At 42.5% G+C, this 21715-nt stretch carries 25 protein-coding genes; all 25 read right to left on the bottom strand.

Annotation, left to right across the window (positions count from 1 at the left end; genetic code table 11):
- The 25 genes from rpsH to rplL all read right to left on the bottom strand — a co-directional run bounded on the left by rpsH (window position 1) and on the right by rplL (window position 21686).
- Window positions 1-399, bottom strand: coding sequence for a 30S ribosomal protein S8 (gene rpsH, locus IQ19_RS25255; RefSeq protein ID WP_110067554.1), 399 nt, complete (start codon window positions 397-399; stop codon window positions 1-3).
- A 29-nt stretch (window positions 400-428) separates the two neighbouring features.
- Complete coding sequence (rpsN, locus tag IQ19_RS25250; protein ID WP_009336593.1) at window positions 429-614, bottom strand: 30S ribosomal protein S14; 186 nt, start codon at window positions 612-614, stop codon at window positions 429-431.
- 25 nt (window positions 615-639) lie between these two features.
- Window positions 640-1179 carry a 50S ribosomal protein L5 gene (rplE, locus tag IQ19_RS25245; protein WP_144546243.1) on the bottom strand — a complete coding sequence of 180 codons (540 nt, stop codon included), beginning with the start codon at window positions 1177-1179 and terminating at the stop codon, window positions 640-642.
- Window positions 1180-1205: 26 nt separating this feature from the next.
- A complete protein-coding gene (gene rplX / locus IQ19_RS25240) occupies window positions 1206-1517 on the bottom strand; it encodes a 50S ribosomal protein L24 (protein ID WP_110067552.1) in 312 nt (103 codons plus the stop codon).
- 36 nt (window positions 1518-1553) lie between these two features.
- A complete protein-coding gene (gene rplN, locus IQ19_RS25235; protein ID WP_066441555.1) occupies window positions 1554-1922 on the bottom strand; it encodes a 50S ribosomal protein L14 in 369 nt (122 codons plus the stop codon).
- 40 nt (window positions 1923-1962) lie between these two features.
- Window positions 1963-2226, bottom strand: a complete 264-nt coding sequence (rpsQ, locus tag IQ19_RS25230) for a 30S ribosomal protein S17 (RefSeq protein WP_110067551.1) — start codon at window positions 2224-2226, stop codon at window positions 1963-1965.
- Window positions 2227-2247: 21 nt separating this feature from the next.
- Window positions 2248-2448 (bottom strand): 50S ribosomal protein L29, encoded by a 201-nt coding sequence (rpmC, locus tag IQ19_RS25225; RefSeq protein ID WP_009336588.1) that lies wholly within the window; start codon window positions 2446-2448, stop codon window positions 2248-2250.
- A complete protein-coding gene (gene rplP, locus IQ19_RS25220; protein WP_009336587.1) occupies window positions 2438-2872 on the bottom strand; it encodes a 50S ribosomal protein L16 in 435 nt (144 codons plus the stop codon). Before rplP ends, rpmC begins: the two co-directional genes overlap by 11 nt.
- 1 nt (window position 2873) lies before the next feature.
- A complete protein-coding gene (rpsC, locus tag IQ19_RS25215; RefSeq protein ID WP_009336585.1) occupies window positions 2874-3530 on the bottom strand; it encodes a 30S ribosomal protein S3 in 657 nt (218 codons plus the stop codon).
- A gap of 3 nt (window positions 3531-3533) precedes the next feature.
- Entirely contained in the window at window positions 3534-3875 is a 342-nt protein-coding gene (gene rplV / locus IQ19_RS25210; RefSeq protein WP_009336582.1) for a 50S ribosomal protein L22, read from the bottom strand.
- An 18-nt stretch (window positions 3876-3893) separates the two neighbouring features.
- Entirely contained in the window at window positions 3894-4172 is a 279-nt protein-coding gene (gene rpsS / locus IQ19_RS25205; protein WP_009336580.1) for a 30S ribosomal protein S19, read from the bottom strand.
- Window positions 4173-4232: 60 nt separating this feature from the next.
- Complete coding sequence (rplB, locus tag IQ19_RS25200; protein ID WP_110067550.1) at window positions 4233-5063, bottom strand: 50S ribosomal protein L2; 831 nt, start codon at window positions 5061-5063, stop codon at window positions 4233-4235.
- 29 nt (window positions 5064-5092) lie between these two features.
- Window positions 5093-5377 (bottom strand): 50S ribosomal protein L23, encoded by a 285-nt coding sequence (gene rplW / locus IQ19_RS25195; RefSeq protein WP_144546241.1) that lies wholly within the window; start codon window positions 5375-5377, stop codon window positions 5093-5095.
- Window positions 5377-6000: a 50S ribosomal protein L4 gene (rplD, locus tag IQ19_RS25190; RefSeq protein ID WP_110067549.1), complete on the bottom strand. Its 624-nt coding sequence runs from the start codon at window positions 5998-6000 to the stop codon at window positions 5377-5379. The genes rplW and rplD overlap by 1 nt, the downstream gene beginning before the upstream one ends.
- Before the next feature lie 28 nt (window positions 6001-6028).
- Complete coding sequence (rplC, locus tag IQ19_RS25185; RefSeq protein ID WP_144546238.1) at window positions 6029-6655, bottom strand: 50S ribosomal protein L3; 627 nt, start codon at window positions 6653-6655, stop codon at window positions 6029-6031.
- A 39-nt stretch (window positions 6656-6694) separates the two neighbouring features.
- On the bottom strand, window positions 6695-7003 hold the full coding sequence (gene rpsJ / locus IQ19_RS25180) for a 30S ribosomal protein S10 (RefSeq protein WP_009336571.1): 309 nt from the start codon (window positions 7001-7003) through the stop codon (window positions 6695-6697).
- 995 nt (window positions 7004-7998) lie between these two features.
- Complete coding sequence (gene tuf / locus IQ19_RS25175; RefSeq protein WP_144546235.1) at window positions 7999-9186, bottom strand: elongation factor Tu; 1188 nt, start codon at window positions 9184-9186, stop codon at window positions 7999-8001.
- Between the two features lie 121 nt (window positions 9187-9307).
- Entirely contained in the window at window positions 9308-11386 is a 2079-nt protein-coding gene (fusA, locus tag IQ19_RS25170) for an elongation factor G (protein ID WP_144546234.1), read from the bottom strand.
- Between the two features lie 51 nt (window positions 11387-11437).
- Window positions 11438-11908: a 30S ribosomal protein S7 gene (rpsG, locus tag IQ19_RS25165; RefSeq protein WP_113885244.1), complete on the bottom strand. Its 471-nt coding sequence runs from the start codon at window positions 11906-11908 to the stop codon at window positions 11438-11440.
- 41 nt (window positions 11909-11949) lie between these two features.
- Window positions 11950-12372, bottom strand: a complete 423-nt coding sequence (gene rpsL / locus IQ19_RS25160; RefSeq protein ID WP_009336562.1) for a 30S ribosomal protein S12 — start codon at window positions 12370-12372, stop codon at window positions 11950-11952.
- A 103-nt stretch (window positions 12373-12475) separates the two neighbouring features.
- Window positions 12476-12724, bottom strand: coding sequence for a 50S ribosomal protein L7ae-like protein (locus IQ19_RS25155; RefSeq protein WP_144546232.1), 249 nt, complete (start codon window positions 12722-12724; stop codon window positions 12476-12478).
- A 155-nt stretch (window positions 12725-12879) separates the two neighbouring features.
- Window positions 12880-16479 (bottom strand): DNA-directed RNA polymerase subunit beta', encoded by a 3600-nt coding sequence (rpoC, locus tag IQ19_RS25150; RefSeq protein ID WP_144546229.1) that lies wholly within the window; start codon window positions 16477-16479, stop codon window positions 12880-12882.
- A gap of 145 nt (window positions 16480-16624) precedes the next feature.
- Complete coding sequence (gene rpoB, locus IQ19_RS25145; RefSeq protein WP_110067542.1) at window positions 16625-20179, bottom strand: DNA-directed RNA polymerase subunit beta; 3555 nt, start codon at window positions 20177-20179, stop codon at window positions 16625-16627.
- A 381-nt stretch (window positions 20180-20560) separates the two neighbouring features.
- The gene (locus IQ19_RS25140) at window positions 20561-21163 is read right to left on the bottom strand and encodes a class I SAM-dependent methyltransferase (RefSeq protein WP_144546227.1); all 603 of its coding nucleotides are present in this window, start codon (window positions 21161-21163) and stop codon (window positions 20561-20563) included.
- 157 nt (window positions 21164-21320) lie between these two features.
- On the bottom strand, window positions 21321-21686 hold the full coding sequence (rplL, locus tag IQ19_RS25135) for a 50S ribosomal protein L7/L12 (RefSeq protein WP_144546225.1): 366 nt from the start codon (window positions 21684-21686) through the stop codon (window positions 21321-21323).
- Window positions 21687-21715 lie beyond the last annotated feature (29 nt).

Below are 21715 nucleotides of genomic sequence, written 5' to 3'. Positions count from 1 at the left end.
TTACCAAACGTATCCTAAAACTTCTCCGCCGACTTGTTTAGCGCGAGCCTCTTTATCAGTAAGAACTCCTTGAGAAGTAGAAACTAGTGCGATTCCAAGACCGTTAAGTACGCGAGGTACTTCATCAGCCTTTGCGTATACGCGAAGACCAGGCTTACTGATACGCTTAAGACCAGTGATAACGCGTTCGTTGTTTGAACCGTATTTTAAGAAAATGCGGATGATACCTTGCTTGTTGTCTTCGATAAGCTCAACATCACGCACAAAACCTTCACGCTTTAAGATATCAGCAATTTCCTTTTTGATATTAGAAGCAGGAACTTCTAATTTTTCGTGACGAACCATATTCGCATTACGGATGCGAGTTAGCAAGTCTGCAATTGGATCTGTCATGACCATTGTTTTTACCTCCTTCCCATACTTGGGGTTTACCAGCTAGCTTTTTTCACGCCAGGAATTTGTCCTTTATATGCTAATTCACGGAAACAAATACGACAAAGCTTAAATTTACGGTATACAGAATGTGGACGTCCGCAACGTTCGCAGCGTGTGTATTCTTGTACCTTATGTTTAGGCGTGCGTTTTTGCTTCGCAATCATTGACTTTTTAGCCACGTTTTCGCCTCCCTCTATTTAGCGATTACTTTTGGAATGGCATTCCAAATTGAGTTAAAAGTTCACGAGCTTCTTCATCAGTGTTAGCTGTAGTTACGATAACGATATCCATACCACGAACTTTGCTTACTTTATCGTAATCAATCTCAGGGAAGATCAACTGTTCTTTGACACCTAGAGTATAGTTACCACGGCCGTCGAAAGACTTCTTGGAAATACCGCGGAAGTCACGTACACGTGGAAGAGATACAGATACTAACTTATCAAAGAATTCATACATGCGCTCTCCACGAAGAGTAACTTTTGCACCGATTGGCATACCTTCACGAAGGCGGAATCCAGCGATTGATTTCTTAGCGCGGGTGATAACAGGCTTTTGACCAGTAATCAACGTTAATTCCTCAACTGCTTTATCAAGTGCTTTTGCGTTTTGAACAGCGTCACCAACACCCATGTTGATAACGATTTTATCAAGCTTAGGTACTTGCATAACTGATTTATAGTTAAACTTGCTCATTAGAGCAGGAGTAATTTCTTTTACTTGTTTTTCTTTTAGGCGGTTCATTCATTGTACCTCCCTTCTTCTTTAAACTATTTATCTAGAACTTCACCGGATTTTGTTGCTACACGTATTTTTTTGCCATCAACCGTTTTATAGCCTACACGAGTTGGTTCACCAGACTTAGGATCGACAGGCATAACGTTTGATACATGAACAGGTGCCTCTTGGCTGATAATTCCGCCTTGCGGATTCATCTGTGAAGGCTTTGAGTGTTTCTTAACAATGTTCACACCTTCAACAAGTACTCGACTTTGTTTAGGGAACGCTGCAAGAATAACGCCCGTTTTGCCTTTATCCTTACCAGAGATGACCATAACTTTGTCACCTTTTTTCACATGCATCTGTGCGCACCTCCTTAAAGGCAATTTGATTTGTTTTTATAATACTTCTGGAGCTAAAGATACAATTTTCATGAAGTTATTGTCGCGTAGTTCACGAGCAACAGGTCCGAAGATACGAGTTCCGCGGGGGCCTTTGTCATCACGAATAATTACACATGCGTTTTCATCGAAACGAATGTAAGTACCGTCATTACGGCGTACACCGCTCTTTGTTCGAACTACTACCGCTTTAACAACATCACCTTTTTTAACAACGCCACCTGGTGTTGCTTGTTTCACTGTACAAACGATAACATCGCCAATATTAGCAGTTTTGCGGCCAGAGCCACCAAGAACTTTAATTGTAAGTACCTCACGAGCACCAGAGTTGTCAGCAACTTTCAAACGTGATTCTTGTTGAATCATGTGTGTAACCTCCCTTCGGGATAAAGCTTATTCCGTACAATTAGATAATTACTGCTTTCTCAACTACTTCTACAAGACGGAAGCGTTTAGTCGCAGATAGTGGACGAGTTTCCATAATACGAACGATATCGCCAATTTTTGCCTCGTTTTGCTCATCATGAGCCTTAAACTTTTTAGAGTACTTAACGCGTTTACCGTATAATGGATGCTTTTTGTAAGTTTCTACAAGGACTGTAACTGTCTTATCCATTTTGTCAGAAACTACGCGTCCAGTGTAAACTTTGCGTTGGTTGCGTTCACTCATTGTGCGAACCTCCTCTCAATATCACTTGCTAAAGCCGATTTCTCTTTCACGAATAACAGTTTTCATGCGGGCAATCGCTTTGCGTACTTCACGAATGCGAGCTGTATTTTCAAGTTGTCCAGTCGCCAATTGAAAGCGAAGGTTGAAAAGCTCTTCTTTTAATGATTTTACTTTTTGTTCTATTTCGGCAGTGGTAAGGTCACGAATTTCATTAGCTTTCATTTGATTCACCACCAATTTCTTCTCGTTTTACAAACTTGCACTTAACAGGAAGTTTGTGTGATGCAAGGCGTAATGCTTCACGAGCGATCTCTTCAGATACACCAGCAATTTCAAACATTACTTTACCAGGCTTAACTACTGCTACCCAGCCTTCTGGAGCACCTTTACCAGAACCCATGCGGACTTCTAGAGGCTTTGCAGTGTAAGGCTTATGCGGGAATATTTGAATCCAAACTTTACCGCCACGTTTCATGTAACGAGTCATTGCGATACGTGCAGATTCAATCTGACGGTTAGTGATCCATGAAGCTTCAAGTGCTTGCAGACCATATTCACCGAAATTAACTTCAGTGCCGCCTTTTGATTGACCACGCATTTTTCCGCGGTGTACACGACGATATTTTACGCGTTTTGGCAATAACATATTATTTGCCTCCTTCCCCAGTTTTCTTCTTCGTAGGAAGGACCTCTCCACGATAGATCCATACTTTTACGCCTAATTTACCGTAAGTTGTATCAGCTTCAGCTGTAGCATAATCGATATCAGCACGAAGAGTATGAAGTGGAACTGTTCCTTCGCTGTATGATTCTGAACGAGCGATATCAGCACCGCCTAAACGACCAGATACCATTGTTTTGATACCCTTAGCGCCAGCGCGCATTGCACGTTGAATAGTTTGTTTTTGAGCACGACGGAAAGATACGCGGTTTTCTAGTTGACGAGCAATGTTTTCCGCTACCAATTTCGCATCGATATCTGCTCTTTTAATTTCAAGAATGTTGATATGAACACGCTTGCCAGTTAATGAGTTAAGAGATTTACGAAGTGCTTCAACCTCAGTACCACCTTTACCGATAACCATCCCTGGCTTCGCAGTGTGGATTGTGATGTTCAGGCGGTTAGCAGCACGTTCGATTTCTACTTTAGAAACAGAAGCATCGCTTAGACGCTTTGTGATGTACTCACGAACCTTAAGGTCTTCGTGTAAAAGATCAGCATAGTCTTTGCCTGCGTACCATTTTGACTCCCAATCACGGATGACTCCGACACGCAAACCGACTGGATTTACTTTTTGACCCACTGATTATCCCTCCTTCTTTTCTGATAAAACGATAGTAATATGACTAGTACGTTTGTTAATTTGGCTTGCACGGCCCATAGCGCGAGGACGGAAACGTTTTAAAGTCGGTCCTTCATCTACGAATGCTTGAGCAACTACTAAATTGTTTACGTCCATTTCGTAGTTATGCTCAGCGTTAGCCAGTGCAGATTTTAATACTTTCTCTACGATTGGAGAAGCAGCTTTAGGTGTAAGATTTAAAATCGCCACTGCTTCGCCTACTTGCTTTCCTCGAATTAAATCTACGACTAAACGAGCTTTACGAGGAGCAATACGAACTGTTCTTGCAACAGCTTTAGCTTGCATTAGAATGCCCTCCTCTCATTAACGTCTTGTTTTCTTATCATCATTGCCATGGCCTTTGTACGCACGAGTTGGAGCAAATTCTCCAAGCTTGTGGCCTACCATGTCTTCAGTGATGTATACAGGCACATGTTTACGACCATCATAAACTGCGATTGTGTGTCCGATGAATTGTGGGAAGATCGTAGAACGGCGAGACCAAGTTTTAGTAACTTGCTTGCTTTCAGTTTCGTTTAGCTTTTCGATCTTTGTCATTAAATGTTCATCAACAAAAGGTCCTTTTTTTAAGCTGCGACCCATGATTGAACCTCCCTTCGTGATTGCTCTACGGTTCTTATTTGGAACCGTAGTACAATCCCGTTATTTTTTACGACGACGTACGATAAATTTATCCGATTTGTTGTTCTTCTTGCGTGTCTTGTAACCAAGTGTTGGCTTGCCCCAAGGAGTCATTGGAGACTTACGTCCGATTGGTGCACGTCCTTCACCACCACCGTGTGGGTGATCGTTAGGGTTCATTACAGAACCACGTACAGTTGGGCGCTTGCCTAACCAGCGTGAACGTCCTGCTTTACCAATGTTAATAAGCTCGTGCTGCTCGTTGCCGACCTGGCCAACAGTAGCGCGGCACTCAGCAAGAATCATGCGAACCTCACCAGAGTTCAAACGAACTAGTACGTATTTGCCCTCTTTACCAAGAACCTGTGCAGAAGTACCTGCAGAACGTACTAATTGTCCGCCTTTACCAGGCTTCAATTCGATGTTGTGGATTACAGTACCCACTGGAATGTTGATAAGTGGAAGTGCATTACCCACTTTGATGTCAGCTTCTGGACCAGACATTATTTCCATGCCCACCTCTAAATTCTTAGGTGCAAGGATGTAACGCTTTTCTCCATCCACATAGTTTACTAATGCAATATTTGCAGAGCGGTTTGGATCATATTCGATTGTGGCAACGCGTCCTGGAATGCCATCTTTGTTACGTTTAAAATCGATTAAACGATATTGACGTTTATGACCGCCGCCTTGATGACGAACTGTCAACTTACCTTGGTTGTTACGGCCGCCTTTTCTCTTTAAAGGAGCAAGTAAAGACTTTTCCGGTTGATTAGTCGTGATTTCTGCGAAATCAGAAACCGTCATGCCGCGACGACCATTAGAGGTAGGTTTATACTTTTTAATCGCCATTTCGTTTCCCTCCTCTTCTAGTTAAAGTATTAAGCTTCAAATAATTCGATTTCTTGGCTTTCAGCTGTTAATTTTACAATCGCTTTACGGCGTTTGTTTGTGTAACCGCCAAATTTGCCCATACGCTTGAACTTGCCTTTGTAGTTCATGATGTTAACTTTCTCAACTTTCACGCCGAAGATTTGTTCTACAGCATCTTTAACTTGAGTTTTGTTAGCTCTAACGTCAACTTCAAACGTGTATTTTTTATCAGCCATAATATCAGTAGTACGTTCAGTGATAACGGGGCGCTTAATGATTTCGCGTGCATCCATTATGCAAGCACCTCCTCTACTTTTTCAACCGCTGCTTTTGTCATGATTAGCTTATCATGGTTTAAAACATCTAAAACAGTGATTCCAGAAGCAGATACAACTGTTACACCAGGGATGTTACGAGCAGATAATGCCACGTTTTCCTCTAGGTCAGCAGTAACGATAAGTGCTTTTGAATCAACAGAAAGACCATTTAAAACACCTTTGAAGTCTTTTGTTTTAGGAGTTTCGAAAGCAAGGCCTTCTAATACTAGGATGTTTTCTTCTAATACTTTAGAAGATAATGCAGATTTGATTGCCAAACGGCGAACCTTTTTAGGTAGTTTGTAGCTGTAGCTGCGTGGTACAGGACCAAATACAGTACCGCCTCCGCGCCATTGTGGTGAACGGATGGAACCTTGACGAGCACGGCCTGTGCCTTTTTGGCGCCATGGCTTGCGTCCTCCGCCCGCTACTTCAGAACGAATTTTAGTTTTATGAGTCCCTTGACGTAATGAAGCTCTTTGCATAACAACCGCTTCGAATAATACGTGCTGGTTAGGCTCAACACCAAAGATCGCATCATTAAGTTCGATATCACCAACTTTAGATCCGCTTTGGTTAAACAATGCTACTTTCGGCATTCTGTTTTCCTCCTTTCCGGTTTAATTATTATGCTTTTACCGCACTTCTGATTTTTAGCAATGCTTTTCTAGCACCAGGTACGTTTCCTTTGATCAATAACAAGTTGCGTTCAACGTCAACTTTAACGATTTCAAGGTTTTGCACAGTGATTTGCTCTCCACCCATACGTCCAGGCAATAACTTACCTTTGAATACACGGTTTGGAGCTACAGGACCCATTGAACCTGGGCGACGGTGGTAACGAGAACCGTGAGCCATTGGTCCGCGAGATTGTCCGTGGCGCTTGATTGCACCTTGGAAACCTTTACCCTTTGAGATTCCTGTTACATCAACAGTTTCGCCTTCAGCGAATATATCAACTTTGACTTCTTGACCAACTTCATATTGCCCTAAATCAGCTCCGCGGAATTCACGAACGAAGCGCTTAGGAGCAGTGTTTGCTTTAGCAACATGTCCTTTTTCAGGCTTGTTGGATAGCTTGTCGCGTTTGTCTTCAAATCCGACTTGGATTGCTTCGTATCCATCAGTTTCAACTGATTTCTTTTGAAGAACAACGTTCGCAGCAGCCTCAACAACTGTTACCGGGATAAGATCTCCGTTTTCAGCAAATACTTGAGTCATACCAATCTTTCTTCCTAAGATTCCTTTGGTCATTTCAGTCACACCTCCTAAGTTTGTTGTTGTTATTTATTATTAAAGTTTGATTTCGATATCTACACCAGACGGCAAGTCTAAACGCATTAATGAATCAACCGTTTGTGGTGTTGGGTTAACGATGTCGATAAGACGTTTATGCGTACGCATTTCGAACTGCTCACGAGAATCTTTATACTTATGAACCGCACGAAGGATTGTGTAAATTGACTTCTCAGTTGGTAATGGAATCGGACCAGATACAGCCGCACCAGAACGTTTTGCAGTCTCAACAATCTTTTCAGCAGATTGATCAAGGATTCTGTGATCATACGCTTTTAAACGAATACGAATTTTTTGTTTTGCCATTATTTTCCCTCCTTTTCGCCTATTTTAATATAGACATTCTCCGTGAAAATTTCCCACACACTCGCCATGGCAAAGCGGCCGGGTGTGTCAGCAACCTTTCACATCATCGCAGTCAAAGACCAACATTGTCTATTATACAGAAACAATAAATGAAATGCAACATGTATATGTTATTTCTTTATGTTTCGCACACTTTTACTATTATAACGACAATCTCGTGAGTTTTCAATAGGAATGAAAGAAGTCTAAATATTTCATTTAGGCATTGGTGTAAGGTTCACGTGGAATTATTGAAGAAGCTATTATATAGAAGAAACTCGTTTAAGAATTTTAATTTTTAAAGTGAATGTTGCGATGTACAAAGCTTTTCGATATTTGGGTTTGGTTTTTGTAGTCAGGAGCTTATTTGTTGAATTTAAATCTTTAACTAATTCAGTTCATTGTCACTCTTGTTCTGCTAATATTTTTTCAATAATTTCAGGTTTAGTCGGCAGGTTCTCTTCAGCCTAATCGGATCCTCTGCTTACTGATTTGTCTTCAGAATGGACCTATTCTTTCCGATTAGTCCCAATGGCTGCTGGCATTCTCTATCGAAAGGCACTATTCACCACGGTTAGTTCCATTTGCTGCTGGTTTCCTCATCTAACAGGCACTATTCGCTATGATTAATTCCACTTGCTGAAGGTTTTCTCCTCTAAAAAGCACTATTCTCCACAATCAGATCCATTCTGTACTGATCTCTGGTCATTTTCTAGAGGAATAATTTCCTTTACATAGTATACCTTCTATATATAGACGTCTAAGTTACATCCTTGCTCTAATTTATTTGAAATTCAATTTGATCCACAAATTTTTGTTTAATATATATATAACATCATCACCGTGTACATATAATAGAGACTAATTTCACGAAAGTATTTTCGTAACTCCAATTAACCTGTCAAAAAAAACAAAAAAAAAAAAACAGATGGGTCGTCACCCATCTGTTCTTATAATTATTCTTGGATTGTAGCAACTACGCCAGCGCCAACAGTACGTCCACCCTCACGGATAGAGAATTTAGTACCTTCTTCAATAGCGATTGGAGCAATTAGTTCTACAGTCATTTCAATGTTATCTCCAGGCATAACCATTTCTACGCCTTCAGGAAGATTACAAATACCAGTTACGTCAGTTGTACGGAAGTAGAACTGAGGACGGTAGTTTGTGAAGAATGGAGTATGACGTCCACCTTCTTCTTTTGATAAAACATAAACTTCTGCTTTGAACTTTGTGTGTGGTGTGATTGTACCTGGCTTAGCAAGCACCTGTCCACGTTGGATATCTTCACGAGCAACCCCACGAAGAAGGGCACCAATGTTGTCTCCAGCTTCAGCATAATCAAGAAGCTTACGGAACATTTCAACACCAGTTACAGTAGTAGATTTTGGTTCTTCAGCTAAACCGATGATTTCGATTACGTCACCGACTTTAACTTGCCCACGCTCTACACGTCCAGTAGCAACAGTTCCACGACCAGTGATTGAGAATACGTCCTCAACTGGCATCATGAATGGTTTATCAGTGTCACGAGTTGGTGTTGGGATGTACTCATCAACAGCAGCCATAAGTTCTTCAATTTTAGCTTCCCACTCAGCTTCTCCTTCAAGAGCTTTAAGAGCAGAACCTTTGATTACAGGGATGTCATCGCCTGGGAAGTCGTATTCAGAAAGAAGATCACGTACTTCCATTTCTACTAACTCAAGAAGTTCTTCATCGTCAACCATGTCGCACTTGTTCATGAATACAACAAGGAAAGGTACACCAACCTGACGAGATAGAAGGATGTGCTCACGAGTTTGTGGCATTGGGCCGTCAGCAGCAGAAACAACTAGAATTCCGCCGTCCATTTGTGCAGCACCAGTGATCATGTTTTTAACATAGTCAGCGTGACCTGGGCAGTCAACGTGTGCATAGTGACGGTTTTCAGTTTCGTACTCAACGTGAGCAGTTGAGATTGTAATTCCACGCTCGCGCTCTTCAGGAGCCGCGTCGATTTGATCATATCCGCGTGCTTCACCGCCGCCCTTTTTAGAAAGAACAGTTGTGATAGCTGCAGTTAAAGTAGTTTTACCATGGTCAACGTGTCCGATAGTACCGATGTTAACATGGGGTTTAGAACGGTCGAATTTAGCTTTTGCCATTTTAAAAATCCTCCTTTAAATTGTAAAAGTTAAGTATTTTAGGATGCTGTGGAGAGATAATCTTCCACAGCTCTTTGTTGCCTACAATAGTAGTTATACTTGATTAAAAAGGTAAAATCAATTATTCACCTTTATTTTTTTTAATGATTTCCTCAGAAATTGATTTTGGTACTTCTTCGTAGTGATCGAAATGCATAGAGAACACTCCACGACCCTGTGTGCTTGAACGCAGGGATGTTGCATAACCAAACATTTCAGAAAGTGGTACCATAGCACGAACAACTTGAGCGTTACCGCGCGCTTCCATACCTTCTACTCGACCACGACGGGAAGTAACATTACCCATGATATCTCCCAGGTATTCTTCAGGAATAATTACTTCTATTCTCATAACTGGTTCAAGGATAACCGGGTTACATTTTGATGCAGCGTTTTTAAGTGCCATTGATGCAGCGATTTTAAATGCCATTTCAGATGAGTCAACATCATGGTAAGATCCATCAAACAATCTTGCTTTAATATCGACTAATGGGTATCCAGCAAGTACTCCTCTATCAAGTGAATCTTCAAGTCCAGCTTGTACAGCAGGGATGTATTCGCGCGGAACCACACCACCAACAATGCCGTTTTCAAATTCGAAGCCTTTACCTTCTTCGTTTGGAGAGAATTCTATCCAAACATGGCCGAATTGTCCGCGTCCACCTGATTGGCGTGCAAATTTACCTTCAACTTGTGCTGAAGCACGGAAAGTTTCACGGTATGCAACCTGAGGTGCACCAACGTTAGCTTCCACTTTAAATTCACGTCTCATACGGTCAACAAGGATATCAAGGTGAAGTTCACCCATACCGGCAATGATAACCTGTCCAGTTTCCTGGTCAGTATGCGCGCGGAATGTTGGATCTTCTTCTTGTAATTTTTGTAGAGCAGTTGTCATTTTATCTTGGTCAGCTTTTGACTTAGGCTCGATAGATAGTTGGATAACCGGCTCTGGGAATTCCATAGATTCAAGAATAACAAGATTCTTCTCATCACATAGAGTATCACCAGTTGTAGTATCTTTTAGGCCTACAGCTGCAGCAATATCTCCAGCATGTACTTCTGAAATCTCTTCGCGGGAATTAGCGTGCATTTGCAGGATACGTCCTACACGTTCGCGCTTTCCTTTAGTAGAGTTTTGCACATATGAACCTGAGTTCAAAGTACCAGAGTATACACGGAAGAATGTAAGTTTACCAACATAAGGGTCGGTCATAACTTTAAATGCTAATGCAGAGAATGGTGCGTCATCGCTTGAAGGACGCGTAACCTCTTCATCTGTATCCGGAAGTGTACCTTTGATAGCTGGTACATCAAGCGGAGAAGGAAGGTAGTCAATTACTGCATCAAGCATTTTTTGAACACCTTTGTTTTTGAAAGCCGAGCCACAGATTACAGGATAAAATTCAACATTAACAGTACCTTTACGAATAGCTGCTTTAAGCTCATCGTTAGTGATTTCTTCACCACCAAGGTATTTCTCCATTAATTCTTCATCAAGCTCAGCTACCGCTTCAATTAACTTTTCACGGTATTCTTCAGCTTGTTCCATGTATTCTTCTGGAATTTCACGATCTTCGATATCCGTACCTAAGTCGTTACCGTAGAAAGTTGCTTTCATTTCAATTAAGTCAATGATGCCTTCGAACTGATCTTCAGCACCAATCGGCAATTGGATAGCTGCTGCATTTGCTTGTAAACGGTCATGAAGTGTCTTCAATGAATACAAGAAGTCAGCACCTAGCTTATCCATTTTATTTACGAATACCACACGTGGTACTCCGTAAGTAGTTGCCTGGCGCCAAACTGTTTCAGTTTGAGGCTCAACACCTGATTGCGCATCAAGTACAGCTACCGCACCATCAAGTACACGCAGGGAACGTTCAACTTCAACCGTGAAGTCTACGTGACCTGGAGTGTCGATGATGTTTACGCGATGGCCTTTCCACTGTGCAGTTGTAGCAGCAGAAGTGATTGTGATTCCGCGCTCCTGCTCTTGCTCCATCCAGTCCATCTGTGAAGCACCTTCGTGCGTTTCACCGATTTTGTGGATACGGCCAGTGTAGTAAAGTACACGCTCGGTTGTTGTTGTTTTACCGGCATCGATGTGAGCCATGATACCGATATTACGAGTATTTTCTAAGGAGAACTCTCTAGCCATTGGGTCTTTCTCCTTCCTAGTATGAGTGTTATTTTAATAAAGCTATTAATCTTACCAGCGGTAGTGAGCAAACGCTTTGTTTGCTTCTGCCATTTTGTGTGTATCTTCACGCTTCTTAACAGATGCGCCAGTGTTGTTAGCTGCATCTAGAATTTCATTAGCTAAACGCTCTTCCATTGTTTTCTCACCGCGAAGACGAGAATAGTTTACTAACCAGCGAAGACCAAGAGTTGTACGGCGATCTGGGCGCACCTCAACTGGTACTTGGTAGTTTGCTCCACCTACACGGCGTGCTTTTACTTCAAGTACAGGCATGATGTTCTTAAGTGCTTGATCGAATACTTCCATTGGCTCTTTGCCAGTACGTTCGCTAATGATATCAAATGCAGAGTAAAGAATTGCTTGAGATTTTCCTCTTTTACCGTCAACCATCATTTTATTGATAAGGCGGCTAACAAGCTTAGAGTTGTAAATCGGATCAGGCAATACGTCTCTTTTTGCTACAGGACCTTTACGTGGCATGGATTTTTCCTCCTTTCAAAATTCTTTACTATTTAATAGAATTATTTTTTAGCTGCTTTCGGACGCTTAGCACCGTATTTAGAACGGCCTTGCATACGGTTGTTAACACCAGCAGTATCTAAAGCGCCGCGCACGATGTGGTAACGTACACCCGGTAAGTCTTTTACACGACCTCCACGGATTAACACTACACTGTGCTCTTGCAAGTTGTGTCCGATACCAGGAATGTAAGCATTAACCTCGATACCATTTGTTAAACGAACACGTGCATACTTACGTAATGCCGAGTTCGGCTTCTTAGGAGTCATTGTACCAACACGAGTACATACACCACGCTTTTGAGGTGAAGCTACATTAGTTTGTGCTTTCTTAAAGCTGTTGTAACCTTTGTTAAGCGCTGGTGAATTAGACTTCTCAGATTTAGTTTGACGCGGTTTGCGCACTAATTGATTAATAGTAGGCATTTGATTTTTCCTCCCTTCGAATTTGTTTAAGCCCACACATCCAGGTGGTTCATTTTGATGCAAAAACAAAGTTCTTGCAGATCTCAATCTACAAAAACAGTTTTTAAAGAGTTATGGCAACAGCTGCCGCACCCACTTCAATCCCGCATGCTTTTCCGAGTTTTTTCATCGAATCCACATACAAGATCGGAACATTCATATCATTCGCTGTACTTACCACTTTCGCTGTCACTCTCGCATCAGCGTCTCTGGCAACTACTACTTCTTTGATTGTTCCAGTTTTGAGAGCTTTAACTGTTTGCTTTGTTCCTACAATAAAACTTTTTGCCTGCAATACTTTATCATAAGACATTTGCTGTATCCTCCAAAGTATCCGGTGAATAGGAGCACCTTTGCTATAGTAACATCTTCATTTTTTGATGTCAACAAGCAAAATGATTTTTCTTTAATTTATTCACTTTAAAATGCGGTGCCTGCTGTAAATCAGCAAACACCGCAATGAATAATTCACTCAACTGTTACAGTATCTTCAGTTGCCTCTTCATTTGTATAAGGCTCTGCTCTTCTGTAACGCTGCATACCTGTTCCGGCAGGGACAAGCTTACCAATAATTACATTCTCTTTAAGGCCAAGGAGCTCATCGCGCTTGCCTTTGATTGCTGCATCAGTAAGAACTCTTGTCGTCTCCTGGAAGGATGCTGCAGATAAGAAGGAGTCTGTTTCAAGAGATGCTTTTGTGATACCAAGAAGCACCGGACGCCCTGTTGCAGGCATTTTTCCAGCCAGAAGGGCTTTTTCGTTGGCATCTGTAAACTGATGGATATCAAGCAGTGTACCAGGGAGTACATCTGTTTCTGCCGCATCTATTACACGCACTTTGCGAAGCATCTGGCGTACCATAACTTCGATATGCTTATCGCCAATTTCAACCCCCTGCATGCGGTATACTTTTTGAACTTCACGCAGCAAGTATTCTTGAACAGCCGTAACATCTCTAACTTTTATTAACTCTTTAGGGTCAATAGAACCTTCAGTCAATTCCTGACCGCGTACTACCGCATCGTTAATAGAGGCTTTTAGGCGCGCTGTATAAGGTGCTGTATAAGTTTTAGATTCCACTTCACCTTGTACCACGATTTCATGCTGACGGTCGCGGCCTTCATTGATGCCGACCACAACACCATCAATTTCGGAAATAACAGCTTGACCCTTAGGGTTACGAGCTTCAAATATTTCCTGGATACGAGGTAAACCTTGAGTGATGTCATCTCCCGCAACACCGCCGGTATGGAAGGTACGCATTGTTAACTGTGTACCAGGTTCTCCGATGGATTGGGCAGCAATGATACCTACAGCCTCACCAACTTCAACCTCTTGTCCAGTAGCAAGGTTGCGGCCGTAGCACTTCTTACATACACCATGACGAGTGTTACAAGTAAATGCAGAACGGATCCAAACCTTCTCAATGCCAGCTGTAACAATCTCATTGGCAATGTCCTCAGTGATCAAACCGTTTTCAGCAACAATCACTTCGCTGGTTTCAGGATGTTTGATATTTCTTCTTGCATAACGGCCGATTAAACGTTCTTCAAGTGCTTCGATTACTTCTGTTCCATCTTTAAGGGAAGCGATCAACAAGCCGCGATCTGTTCCGCAATCGTCATCACGTACGATAACATCCTGCGCAACGTCTACAAGACGGCGAGTCAGGTAACCCGAGTCAGCAGTTTTAAGAGCCGTATCTGCAAGACCTTTACGGGCACCGTGAGTAGAAATAAAGTACTCGAGAACCGTTAAACCTTCTCGGAAACTTGATTTAATCGGTAATTCAATGATACGTCCAGCCGGGTTGGCCATCAGTCCGCGCATACCAGCTAACTGAGTGAAGTTAGATGCGTTACCACGGGCACCCGAGTCACTCATCATAAAAATCGGATTGGATTTATCCAAAGACTTCATCAGCTTGGACTGAATATTATCCTTTGCTGCACTCCAGATTGAAATAACACGATCATAACGCTCATCTTCTGTAATAAGACCGCGTCTGAACTGCTTCATTACATTATCAACCTTGCCCTGTGCTTCCTGGATAATTTCCTGCTTCTCCCCTAATACCACGATATCGGCCACACCGACAGTGATGCCGGCTTTTGTGGAGTATCTGAAACCAAGGTTTTTCATGCGGTCAAGCATTTTGGATGTTTCAGTAATTTTAAAACGTTTAAATACTTCCGCAATGATATTACCAAGAATCTTTTTCTTAAACGGATCAACAAGAGGCATTTCCTTGATGACAGCAGCCACATCTGTGGCAGGTTCTACAAAGTACTTTTCAGGAGTTTCTATCTCAAGATTTTCCTTTGTAGGTTCATTGATATACGGGAATGTCTCTGGCAAAATCTCGTTGAAAACAAGCTTACCAACCGTAGTTAATAATAGCTTTTTATTTTGTTCTTCAGTAAACGTCTGGTTATTTAAGGATCCGGCATGGACAGCTACTCTAGTATGCAAATGAACATAGCCATTTTGGTAGGCCAGCAATGCTTCACTAGTATCATTGAAAATCATGCCTTCGCCAACAGCGCCAGCTCTTTCAAGAGTAAGGTAATAGTTACCTAATACCATGTCCTGTGAAGGAGTAACAACTGGTTTACCATCTTTCGGGTTTAGAATGTTTTGTGCTGCAAGCATTAATAAACGTGCTTCAGCCTGTGCTTCTGCGGATAAAGGTACGTGAACAGCCATTTGGTCACCATCGAAGTCTGCGTTATAAGCAGTACATACAAGCGGGTGAAGACGAATGGCGCGTCCTTCTACCAATGTAGGTTCGAACGCCTGAATACCGAGTCTGTGAAGAGTCGGCGCGCGGTTAAGCAGTACAGGGTGTTCTTTAATAACACTTTCAAGAACGTCCCAAACTTCAGGCTGAACTCTTTCGATTTTGCGTTTTGCAGACTTGATGTTATGGGCTAAACCTTTTTCCACCAATTCCTTCATAACAAATGGCTTAAATAATTCCAATGCCATTTCTTTCGGAAGTCCGCATTGATACATTTTTAAGTTTGGTCCAACGACGATAACAGAACGGCCAGAGTAGTCAACACGCTTACCAAGCAAGTTTTGGCGGAAACGGCCTTGCTTACCCTTTAGCATGTGTGACAAGGACTTTAACGGACGGTTTCCTGGTCCTGTAACCGGTCTGCCGCGTCGGCCATTATCGATTAGCGCATCAACAGCTTCCTGAAGCATACGTTTTTCGTTTTGAACGATAATGCTTGGTGCACCAAGATCCAATAAACGCTTTAAGCGATTGTTCCGGTTGATTACACGGCGGTATAAGTCATTTAAGTCAGAGGTGGCAAAACGTCCGCCATCAAGCTGTACCATCGGACGCAGCTCCGGAGGAATAACCGGAAGAACGTCTAGAATCATCCAGGAAGGTTCGTTTCCAGAACCACGGAAAGCCTCAAGAACTTCAAGGCGCTTAATTGCCCGCGTACGGCGCTGCCCCTGTGCAGTTTTTAGTTCCTCTTTAAGAGCGTCTACTTCTTTGTTGAGATCAATATCAGAAAGAAGTTTCTTAATGGATTCAGCACCCATGGATGCCTGGAACTTATTTCCGTATTTTTCACGATATGCACGGTATTCTTTTTCAGAAAGCAGCTGCTTCTTCTCTAGAGCTGTATCGCCTGGATCAGTTACAACATAAGAAGCGAAATAGATTACTTCTTCAAGCGCACGCGGTGACATGTCAAGCACAAGCCCCATGCGGCTTGGGATACCTTTAAAGTACCAAATGTGGGATACAGGAGCTGCAAGTTCAATGTGGCCCATTCTTTCACGGCGCACTTTTGCACGGGTTACTTCAACACCGCATCGATCACAGACAACACCTTTGTATCTGACGCGCTTGTACTTTCCGCAATGACATTCCCAGTCCTTTGTTGGTCCGAAGATGCGTTCGCAGAACAAACCGTCTTTTTCAGGTTTTAATGTACGATAGTTAATCGTTTCAGGTTTTTTGACCTCACCGTGTGACCATGAACGAATCTTATCCGGTGAAGCAAGACCTATCTTCATATACTCGAAATTGTTTACATCTAGCAAGGGGCCTACCTCCCTTTTGATCTCCGGGTTTTACCCTTATTGCTCAATAGCAGCATGATTGCCAGTACATTTTCCTCTGCAGCTTCGCCTGGAAGGCGAAGCGCAAAGAAATTTAGGAACTTTGGATTCCAGTTTTATATGAAAGTTATTCTTTAGTAACTACTTGCTCTTCATTTTGCGTTTCCGGGGCAATTGTTAGTGATTCAGCCTGCTGAACCTCTTCGTCATCCTCCAGGTCGCGCATTTCAATTTCTTCTTCATCGCCTGAAAGGATCTTAACGTCCATACCCAAACTTTGAAGCTCCTTGATTAGTACCTTGAATGACTCTGGTACGCCCGGCTCAGGAACATTTTCGCCTTTCACGATTGATTCGTAAGTTTTAACACGGCCTACAACATCATCGGATTTGACAGTCAAGATTTCCTGAAGTGTATATGCTGCACCATATGCTTCAAGTGCCCATACTTCCATCTCACCGAAACGCTGTCCGCCAAACTGCGCTTTACCGCCCAGCGGCTGCTGCGTAACAAGTGAGTATGGCCCTGTTGAACGGGCATGCAGCTTGTCATCAACCATGTGTGCCAGTTTGATCATGTACATGACGCCTACTGATACACGATTGTCAAACGGCTCGCCGGAGCGTCCATCATAAAGGACAGTCTTTGCATCACGGGCCATGCCTGCTTCTTGAATCGTTGACCAAACGTCTTCCTCACGGGCACCATCAAATACAGGGGAAGCTACATGAATGCCAAGAGCTCTGGCAGCCATACCAAGGTGAAGCTCAAGCACCTGTCCGATGTTCATACGTGATGGAACCCCTAATGGGTTTAACATGATGTCTACTGGAGTGCCGTCCGGTAAATATGGCATATCTTCTTCCGGCAAAATACGGGAGATAACACCCTTGTTACCATGGCGTCCGGCCATCTTGTCCCCTTCAGAGATTTTACGCTTTTGAACGATGTATACACGTACAAGCTGGTTCACACCTGGAGGAAGCTCGTCACCGTCTTCCCTGTTAAACACTTTAACATCCAGCACTATACCGCCGCCGCCATGTGGCACACGGAGGGATGTATCGCGGACTTCACGTGCTTTTTCGCCAAAGATTGCATGTAAAAGCCTTTCTTCAGCAGTTAGTTCCGTTACCCCTTTAGGAGTTACTTTACCAACTAGAAGGTCACCGTCTTTTACTTCCGCACCCGTACGGATAATTCCGCGCTCATCAAGGTTGCGGAGTGCATCTTCCCCAACGTTAGGGATATCACGGGTGATTTCTTCAGGCCCAAGCTTTGTATCCCGGGATTCAGATTCGTATTCTTCAATATGGATAGATGTATAAACATCATCCTTTACGAGGCGCTCACTCATAATGATCGCATCCTCGTAGTTATATCCATCCCATGTCATAAAGGCTACAAGGACGTTGCGTCCAAGCGCTAATTCCCCAAGCTCCATAGAAGGTCCGTCAGCAAGGATTTCTCCTTTTGTTACACGGTTTCCGACTGCAACAATTGGACGCTGGTTGTAGCATGTTCCCTGGTTGGAACGGATAAACTTAAGCATTCTGTATTTATCAAGATCGCCTTTTACTTCCTGTCCGTCTACATTTTGTATGCGGCGAACCCAAACTTCGCGTGCTTCAACATGCTCAACAATTCCTTCATGTTTACAAATGACTGCAGCACCGGAGTCTTTACCTGATACATATTCCATACCAGTACCAACTCTTGGAGCTTCCGGCTGCATCAAAGGCACAGCCTGACGCTGCATGTTCGCTCCCATTAAGGCACGGTTGGAGTCATCGTTTTCCAAGAAAGGAATACAAGCTGTCGCTGCAGAAACTACTTGCTTAGGTGATACATCCATGTAATCGACGCGATCGCGTTTTACAACCGTGTTTTCACCCTTGAAACGGGCAACTACTTCTTCATCAAGGAATGAACCATCATCGCCAAGAAGTGCATTCGCCTGGGCAACTACATAGTTATCCTCTTCATCAGCTGTCAGATAGTCGATGCGGGAAGTAACTTTTCCTGTCTCAGGATCGATGCGGCGATAAGGTGTTTCAATGAATCCAAAACGGTTCACCTTCGCGAATGAAGATAAGGAGTTAATCAATCCGATGTTTGGTCCCTCAGGCGTTTCAATCGGACACATACGGCCATAGTGGGAGTAGTGAACGTCACGCACTTCAAAACCGGCACGTTCACGAGTCAAACCGCCAGGCCCTAACGCTGAAAGACGGCGTTTATGTGTTAATTCAGCAAGCGGATTTGTTTGGTCCATGAACTGGGACAACTGAGAGCTTCCGAAGAACTCTTTAATTGAAGCAATTACAGGACGAATGTTAATCAGCTGCTGAGGTGTAATTGTATTTGTATCTTGAATAGACATTCTCTCGCGGACAACACGTTCCATACGGGATAAACCAATACGGAACTGGTTTTGCAATAGTTCGCCGACAGAACGAAGGCGTCTGTTTCCAAGATGGTCAATATCATCTGTATCTCCCACAGAGTGAAGAAGATTAAAGAAATAACTGATTGAAGCAATAATGTCTGAAGGTGAAATGTTCTTCACTGCTTCTTCAACATAAGCATTCCCAATCACATTGATGACCTTTTCACCATCTTCGTTTGGCGCGTAAATCTTGATGGATTGAAGCAAAACATCATCATCTACTACTCCGCCTAAAAGGCTAACTGTTTTGAAACCGATATCTTTCTCTAAATTAGGAATAATGCGGTCCAATGTACGGCGGTCAAGTGTAACACCTTTTTCCGCAATAATTTCGCCTGTTTCTGGATCCACAAGTGTTTCAGCCAGTCTTTGCCCGAATAAACGGTTTTTAATATGAAGCTTTTTATTGATTTTATATCGGCCGACATTCGCCAGGTCATAGCGTTTTGGGTCAAAAAATCTTGAAACAAGCAAGCTCTTCGCATTTTCGACTGTTGGCGGCTCACCCGGACGAAGGCGTTCATAAATTTCAAGTAAAGCCTTATCCGTGCTTTCGGTATTATCTTTTTCAAGCGTGTTGCGAATGTACTCGTTGTCTCCAATCAAATCGATGATCTCTTGATCAGAGCCGAACCCAAGTGCACGCAAAAGAACCGTAACGGGCAGTTTCCGAGTACGATCTATTCTGACGTATACGACGTCTTTGGCATCTGTTTCATACTCAAGCCAAGCGCCGCGGTTCGGGATTACGGTTGCGGTATACCCTTTTTTCCCGTTTTTATCAAGCTTCCCACTGAAATATACGCTCGGTGAACGTACAAGCTGGGATACAATGACACGTTCCGCTCCATTAATAACGAACGTACCTGTCTCTGTCATAAGCGGGAAGTCACCCATAAAGACATCCTGGTCTTTAACTTCGCCTGTTTCTTTGTTTACAAGACGCACTTTCACACGTAAAGGTGCAGAATATGTAACATCTCGTTCTTTCGATTCCTCAACGGAATATTTTGGTTCGCCAAGGCTGTAATCAATAAATTCAAGCGACAAATTACCAGTAAAGTCTTCAATCGGAGAAATATCATGGAACATTTCTCGTAAACCCTCATCAAGAAACCATTGATAAGAAGAGGTTTGGATTTCGATTAGATTTGGTAATTCTAAAACTTCACTGATTCGTGCGTAACTTCTACGTTGGCGGTGTCGTCCATACTGAACTAGTTGACCTGTCAACTGATTCACCCCTCAAATCAAGCGTTATTGTGCTAATAGCAATTTATTACTATCTTATAAGAAAAGCGGAGAGCGCCCGCCTATCGGCTTAAGACCTCGAGCCGATGGCGCTCGGAGCTAGACAGTAATCCAACTTCAGAAAGTCAGACTATCTTATTCCGCAAAAGCGGAAACGCAAGCGAGACATTCATCTAACCCCTATTCTTATAAGACAAAAAGAAAAAGGGTTTTCACTTCAAAAACCACATTTTCACAATACGACTATTATTTTGTTAGCTTTCCCATTAAAACCAAATTTATACAACCATTAGTCAAATTTAGTTATAAATAGAAATATAATATGTTGGCATTTTACAATACTAACATAGCAAAAAAGTCAAGTCAATCTTTTTTTGCTTTTAAAATAAAATACCCTTTTTTCTTTTCCACAGTCTCAACTTCGCCAAATAACTCTGTCATTTTATCAATGGCAGAAGGTGCTCCCTGCTTTTTCTGGATGACTACCCATAGGTCCCCTCCGGATAGCAGCGCTTCAAAGCTTTGCTCAAATATATCATGAACAACTTTTTTGCCTGCTCTGATCGGCGGATTTGTCAGGATTGCAGCGAACTTATTTCCTTTTGTATTTTCAAGGCGGTCACTTTCATAGATTGATACATTTTTGATGCCGTTTAAGTCAGCATTCTCTTTTGCCAATCCAAGCGCCCTCTCATTTACATCGACCATATGTACAGTCCGTTCCGGCATAAGTTTCGCTGCTGTCAGCCCGATTGGGCCGTATCCGCAGCCAACATCCAAAATGTTTCCCTCGACACCCGGCTGTTCAAAGGCTTCTATTAATAGTCTTGAACCAAAATCAACTTCATTTTTTGAAAAAACGCCATTATCTGTTTTAAAGCGGAATGATTGTTCCTTCAGGGTATAACTCCAGGTTTTAGGGCTGCTTTCGACTTTTTGTGTTTGGGAATAGTAGTGTTCGGACATGAAATCACCTCCACAGGAGAATATCAATTGAAGAATTTTGGAGAACCACAATAAGTGTTTTCGAACGAATTATAAAGGATTGCTTTTTAAAAAGCAAAAATTCATATTTATTCAAAATAAAAAGCCCGACTAAGCAGCGGGCTTTTCATCCATTATATTACTTAACTTCAACGCCAGCTCCAACTTCTTCAAGCTTAGCTTTAACTTCTTCAGCATCTTCTTTAGAAACGCCTTCTTTAATAGCTTTAGGAGTGTTATCAACAAGTTCTTTTGCTTCTTTAAGTCCAAGACCTGTGATTTCACGAACAACTTTGATAACCTTGATTTTTTGGTCGCCTGCAGAAGTAAGAATTACGTCAAATTCAGTTTGTTCTTCAGCAGCACCGCCAGCAGCAGCTCCACCAGCCATTGCTACAGGAGCAGCAGCAGTTACACCAAATTCTTCTTCGATTGCTTTTACTAAGTCGTTTAATTCTAAAACAGTCATAGATTTAACTGCTTCAATGATTTGTTCTTTAGTCATGATAATGTTTCCTCCTTATATTTGGTTTG

The organism is Cytobacillus oceanisediminis (assembly GCF_007830235.1).
Classification (GTDB): Bacteria; Bacillota; Bacilli; order Bacillales; family Cytobacillaceae; genus Cytobacillus; species Cytobacillus oceanisediminis.
The sequence above is the reverse complement of the archived record's forward strand: the minus strand, read 5'-3'. Positions and strand labels throughout refer to the sequence as shown.

Bases quoted from the DNA above. Each gene is read 5' to 3' on its own strand.
- rpsH (WP_110067554.1), bottom strand. From the start codon at position 399: ATGGTCATGACAGATCCAATTGCAGACTTGCTAACTCGCATCCGTAAT.
- IQ19_RS25140 (WP_144546227.1), bottom strand. From the start codon at position 21,163: ATGTCCGAACACTACTATTCCCAAACACAAAAAGTCGAAAGCAGCCCT.
- rplP (WP_009336587.1), bottom strand. From the start codon at position 2,872: ATGTTATTGCCAAAACGCGTAAAATATCGTCGTGTACACCGCGGAAAA.
- rplC (WP_144546238.1), bottom strand. From the start codon at position 6,655: ATGACCAAAGGAATCTTAGGAAGAAAGATTGGTATGACTCAAGTATTT.
- rpsL (WP_009336562.1), bottom strand. From the start codon at position 12,372: ATGCCTACTATTAATCAATTAGTGCGCAAACCGCGTCAAACTAAATCT.
- tuf (WP_144546235.1), bottom strand. From the start codon at position 9,186: ATGGCAAAAGCTAAATTCGACCGTTCTAAACCCCATGTTAACATCGGT.
- rplB (WP_110067550.1), bottom strand. From the start codon at position 5,063: ATGGCGATTAAAAAGTATAAACCTACCTCTAATGGTCGTCGCGGCATG.
- rpsS (WP_009336580.1), bottom strand. From the start codon at position 4,172: ATGGGTCGCAGCTTAAAAAAAGGACCTTTTGTTGATGAACATTTAATG.
- rplV (WP_009336582.1), bottom strand. From the start codon at position 3,875: ATGCAAGCTAAAGCTGTTGCAAGAACAGTTCGTATTGCTCCTCGTAAA.
- rplD (WP_110067549.1), bottom strand. From the start codon at position 6,000: ATGCCGAAAGTAGCATTGTTTAACCAAAGCGGATCTAAAGTTGGTGAT.
- rpmC (WP_009336588.1), bottom strand. From the start codon at position 2,448: ATGAAAGCTAATGAAATTCGTGACCTTACCACTGCCGAAATAGAACAA.
- rplN (WP_066441555.1), bottom strand. From the start codon at position 1,922: ATGATTCAACAAGAATCACGTTTGAAAGTTGCTGACAACTCTGGTGCT.
- rpsJ (WP_009336571.1), bottom strand. From the start codon at position 7,003: ATGGCAAAACAAAAAATTCGTATTCGTTTAAAAGCGTATGATCACAGA.
- rpsQ (WP_110067551.1), bottom strand. From the start codon at position 2,226: ATGAGTGAACGCAACCAACGCAAAGTTTACACTGGACGCGTAGTTTCT.
- fusA (WP_144546234.1), bottom strand. From the start codon at position 11,386: ATGGCTAGAGAGTTCTCCTTAGAAAATACTCGTAATATCGGTATCATG.
- rplL (WP_144546225.1), bottom strand. From the start codon at position 21,686: ATGACTAAAGAACAAATCATTGAAGCAGTTAAATCTATGACTGTTTTA.
- rplE (WP_144546243.1), bottom strand. From the start codon at position 1,179: ATGAACCGCCTAAAAGAAAAACAAGTAAAAGAAATTACTCCTGCTCTA.
- IQ19_RS25155 (WP_144546232.1), bottom strand. From the start codon at position 12,724: ATGTCTTATGATAAAGTATTGCAGGCAAAAAGTTTTATTGTAGGAACA.
- rplX (WP_110067552.1), bottom strand. From the start codon at position 1,517: ATGCATGTGAAAAAAGGTGACAAAGTTATGGTCATCTCTGGTAAGGAT.
- rplW (WP_144546241.1), bottom strand. From the start codon at position 5,377: ATGGATGCACGCGAAATCATTAAGCGCCCCGTTATCACTGAACGTACT.
- rpsG (WP_113885244.1), bottom strand. From the start codon at position 11,908: ATGCCACGTAAAGGTCCTGTAGCAAAAAGAGACGTATTGCCTGATCCG.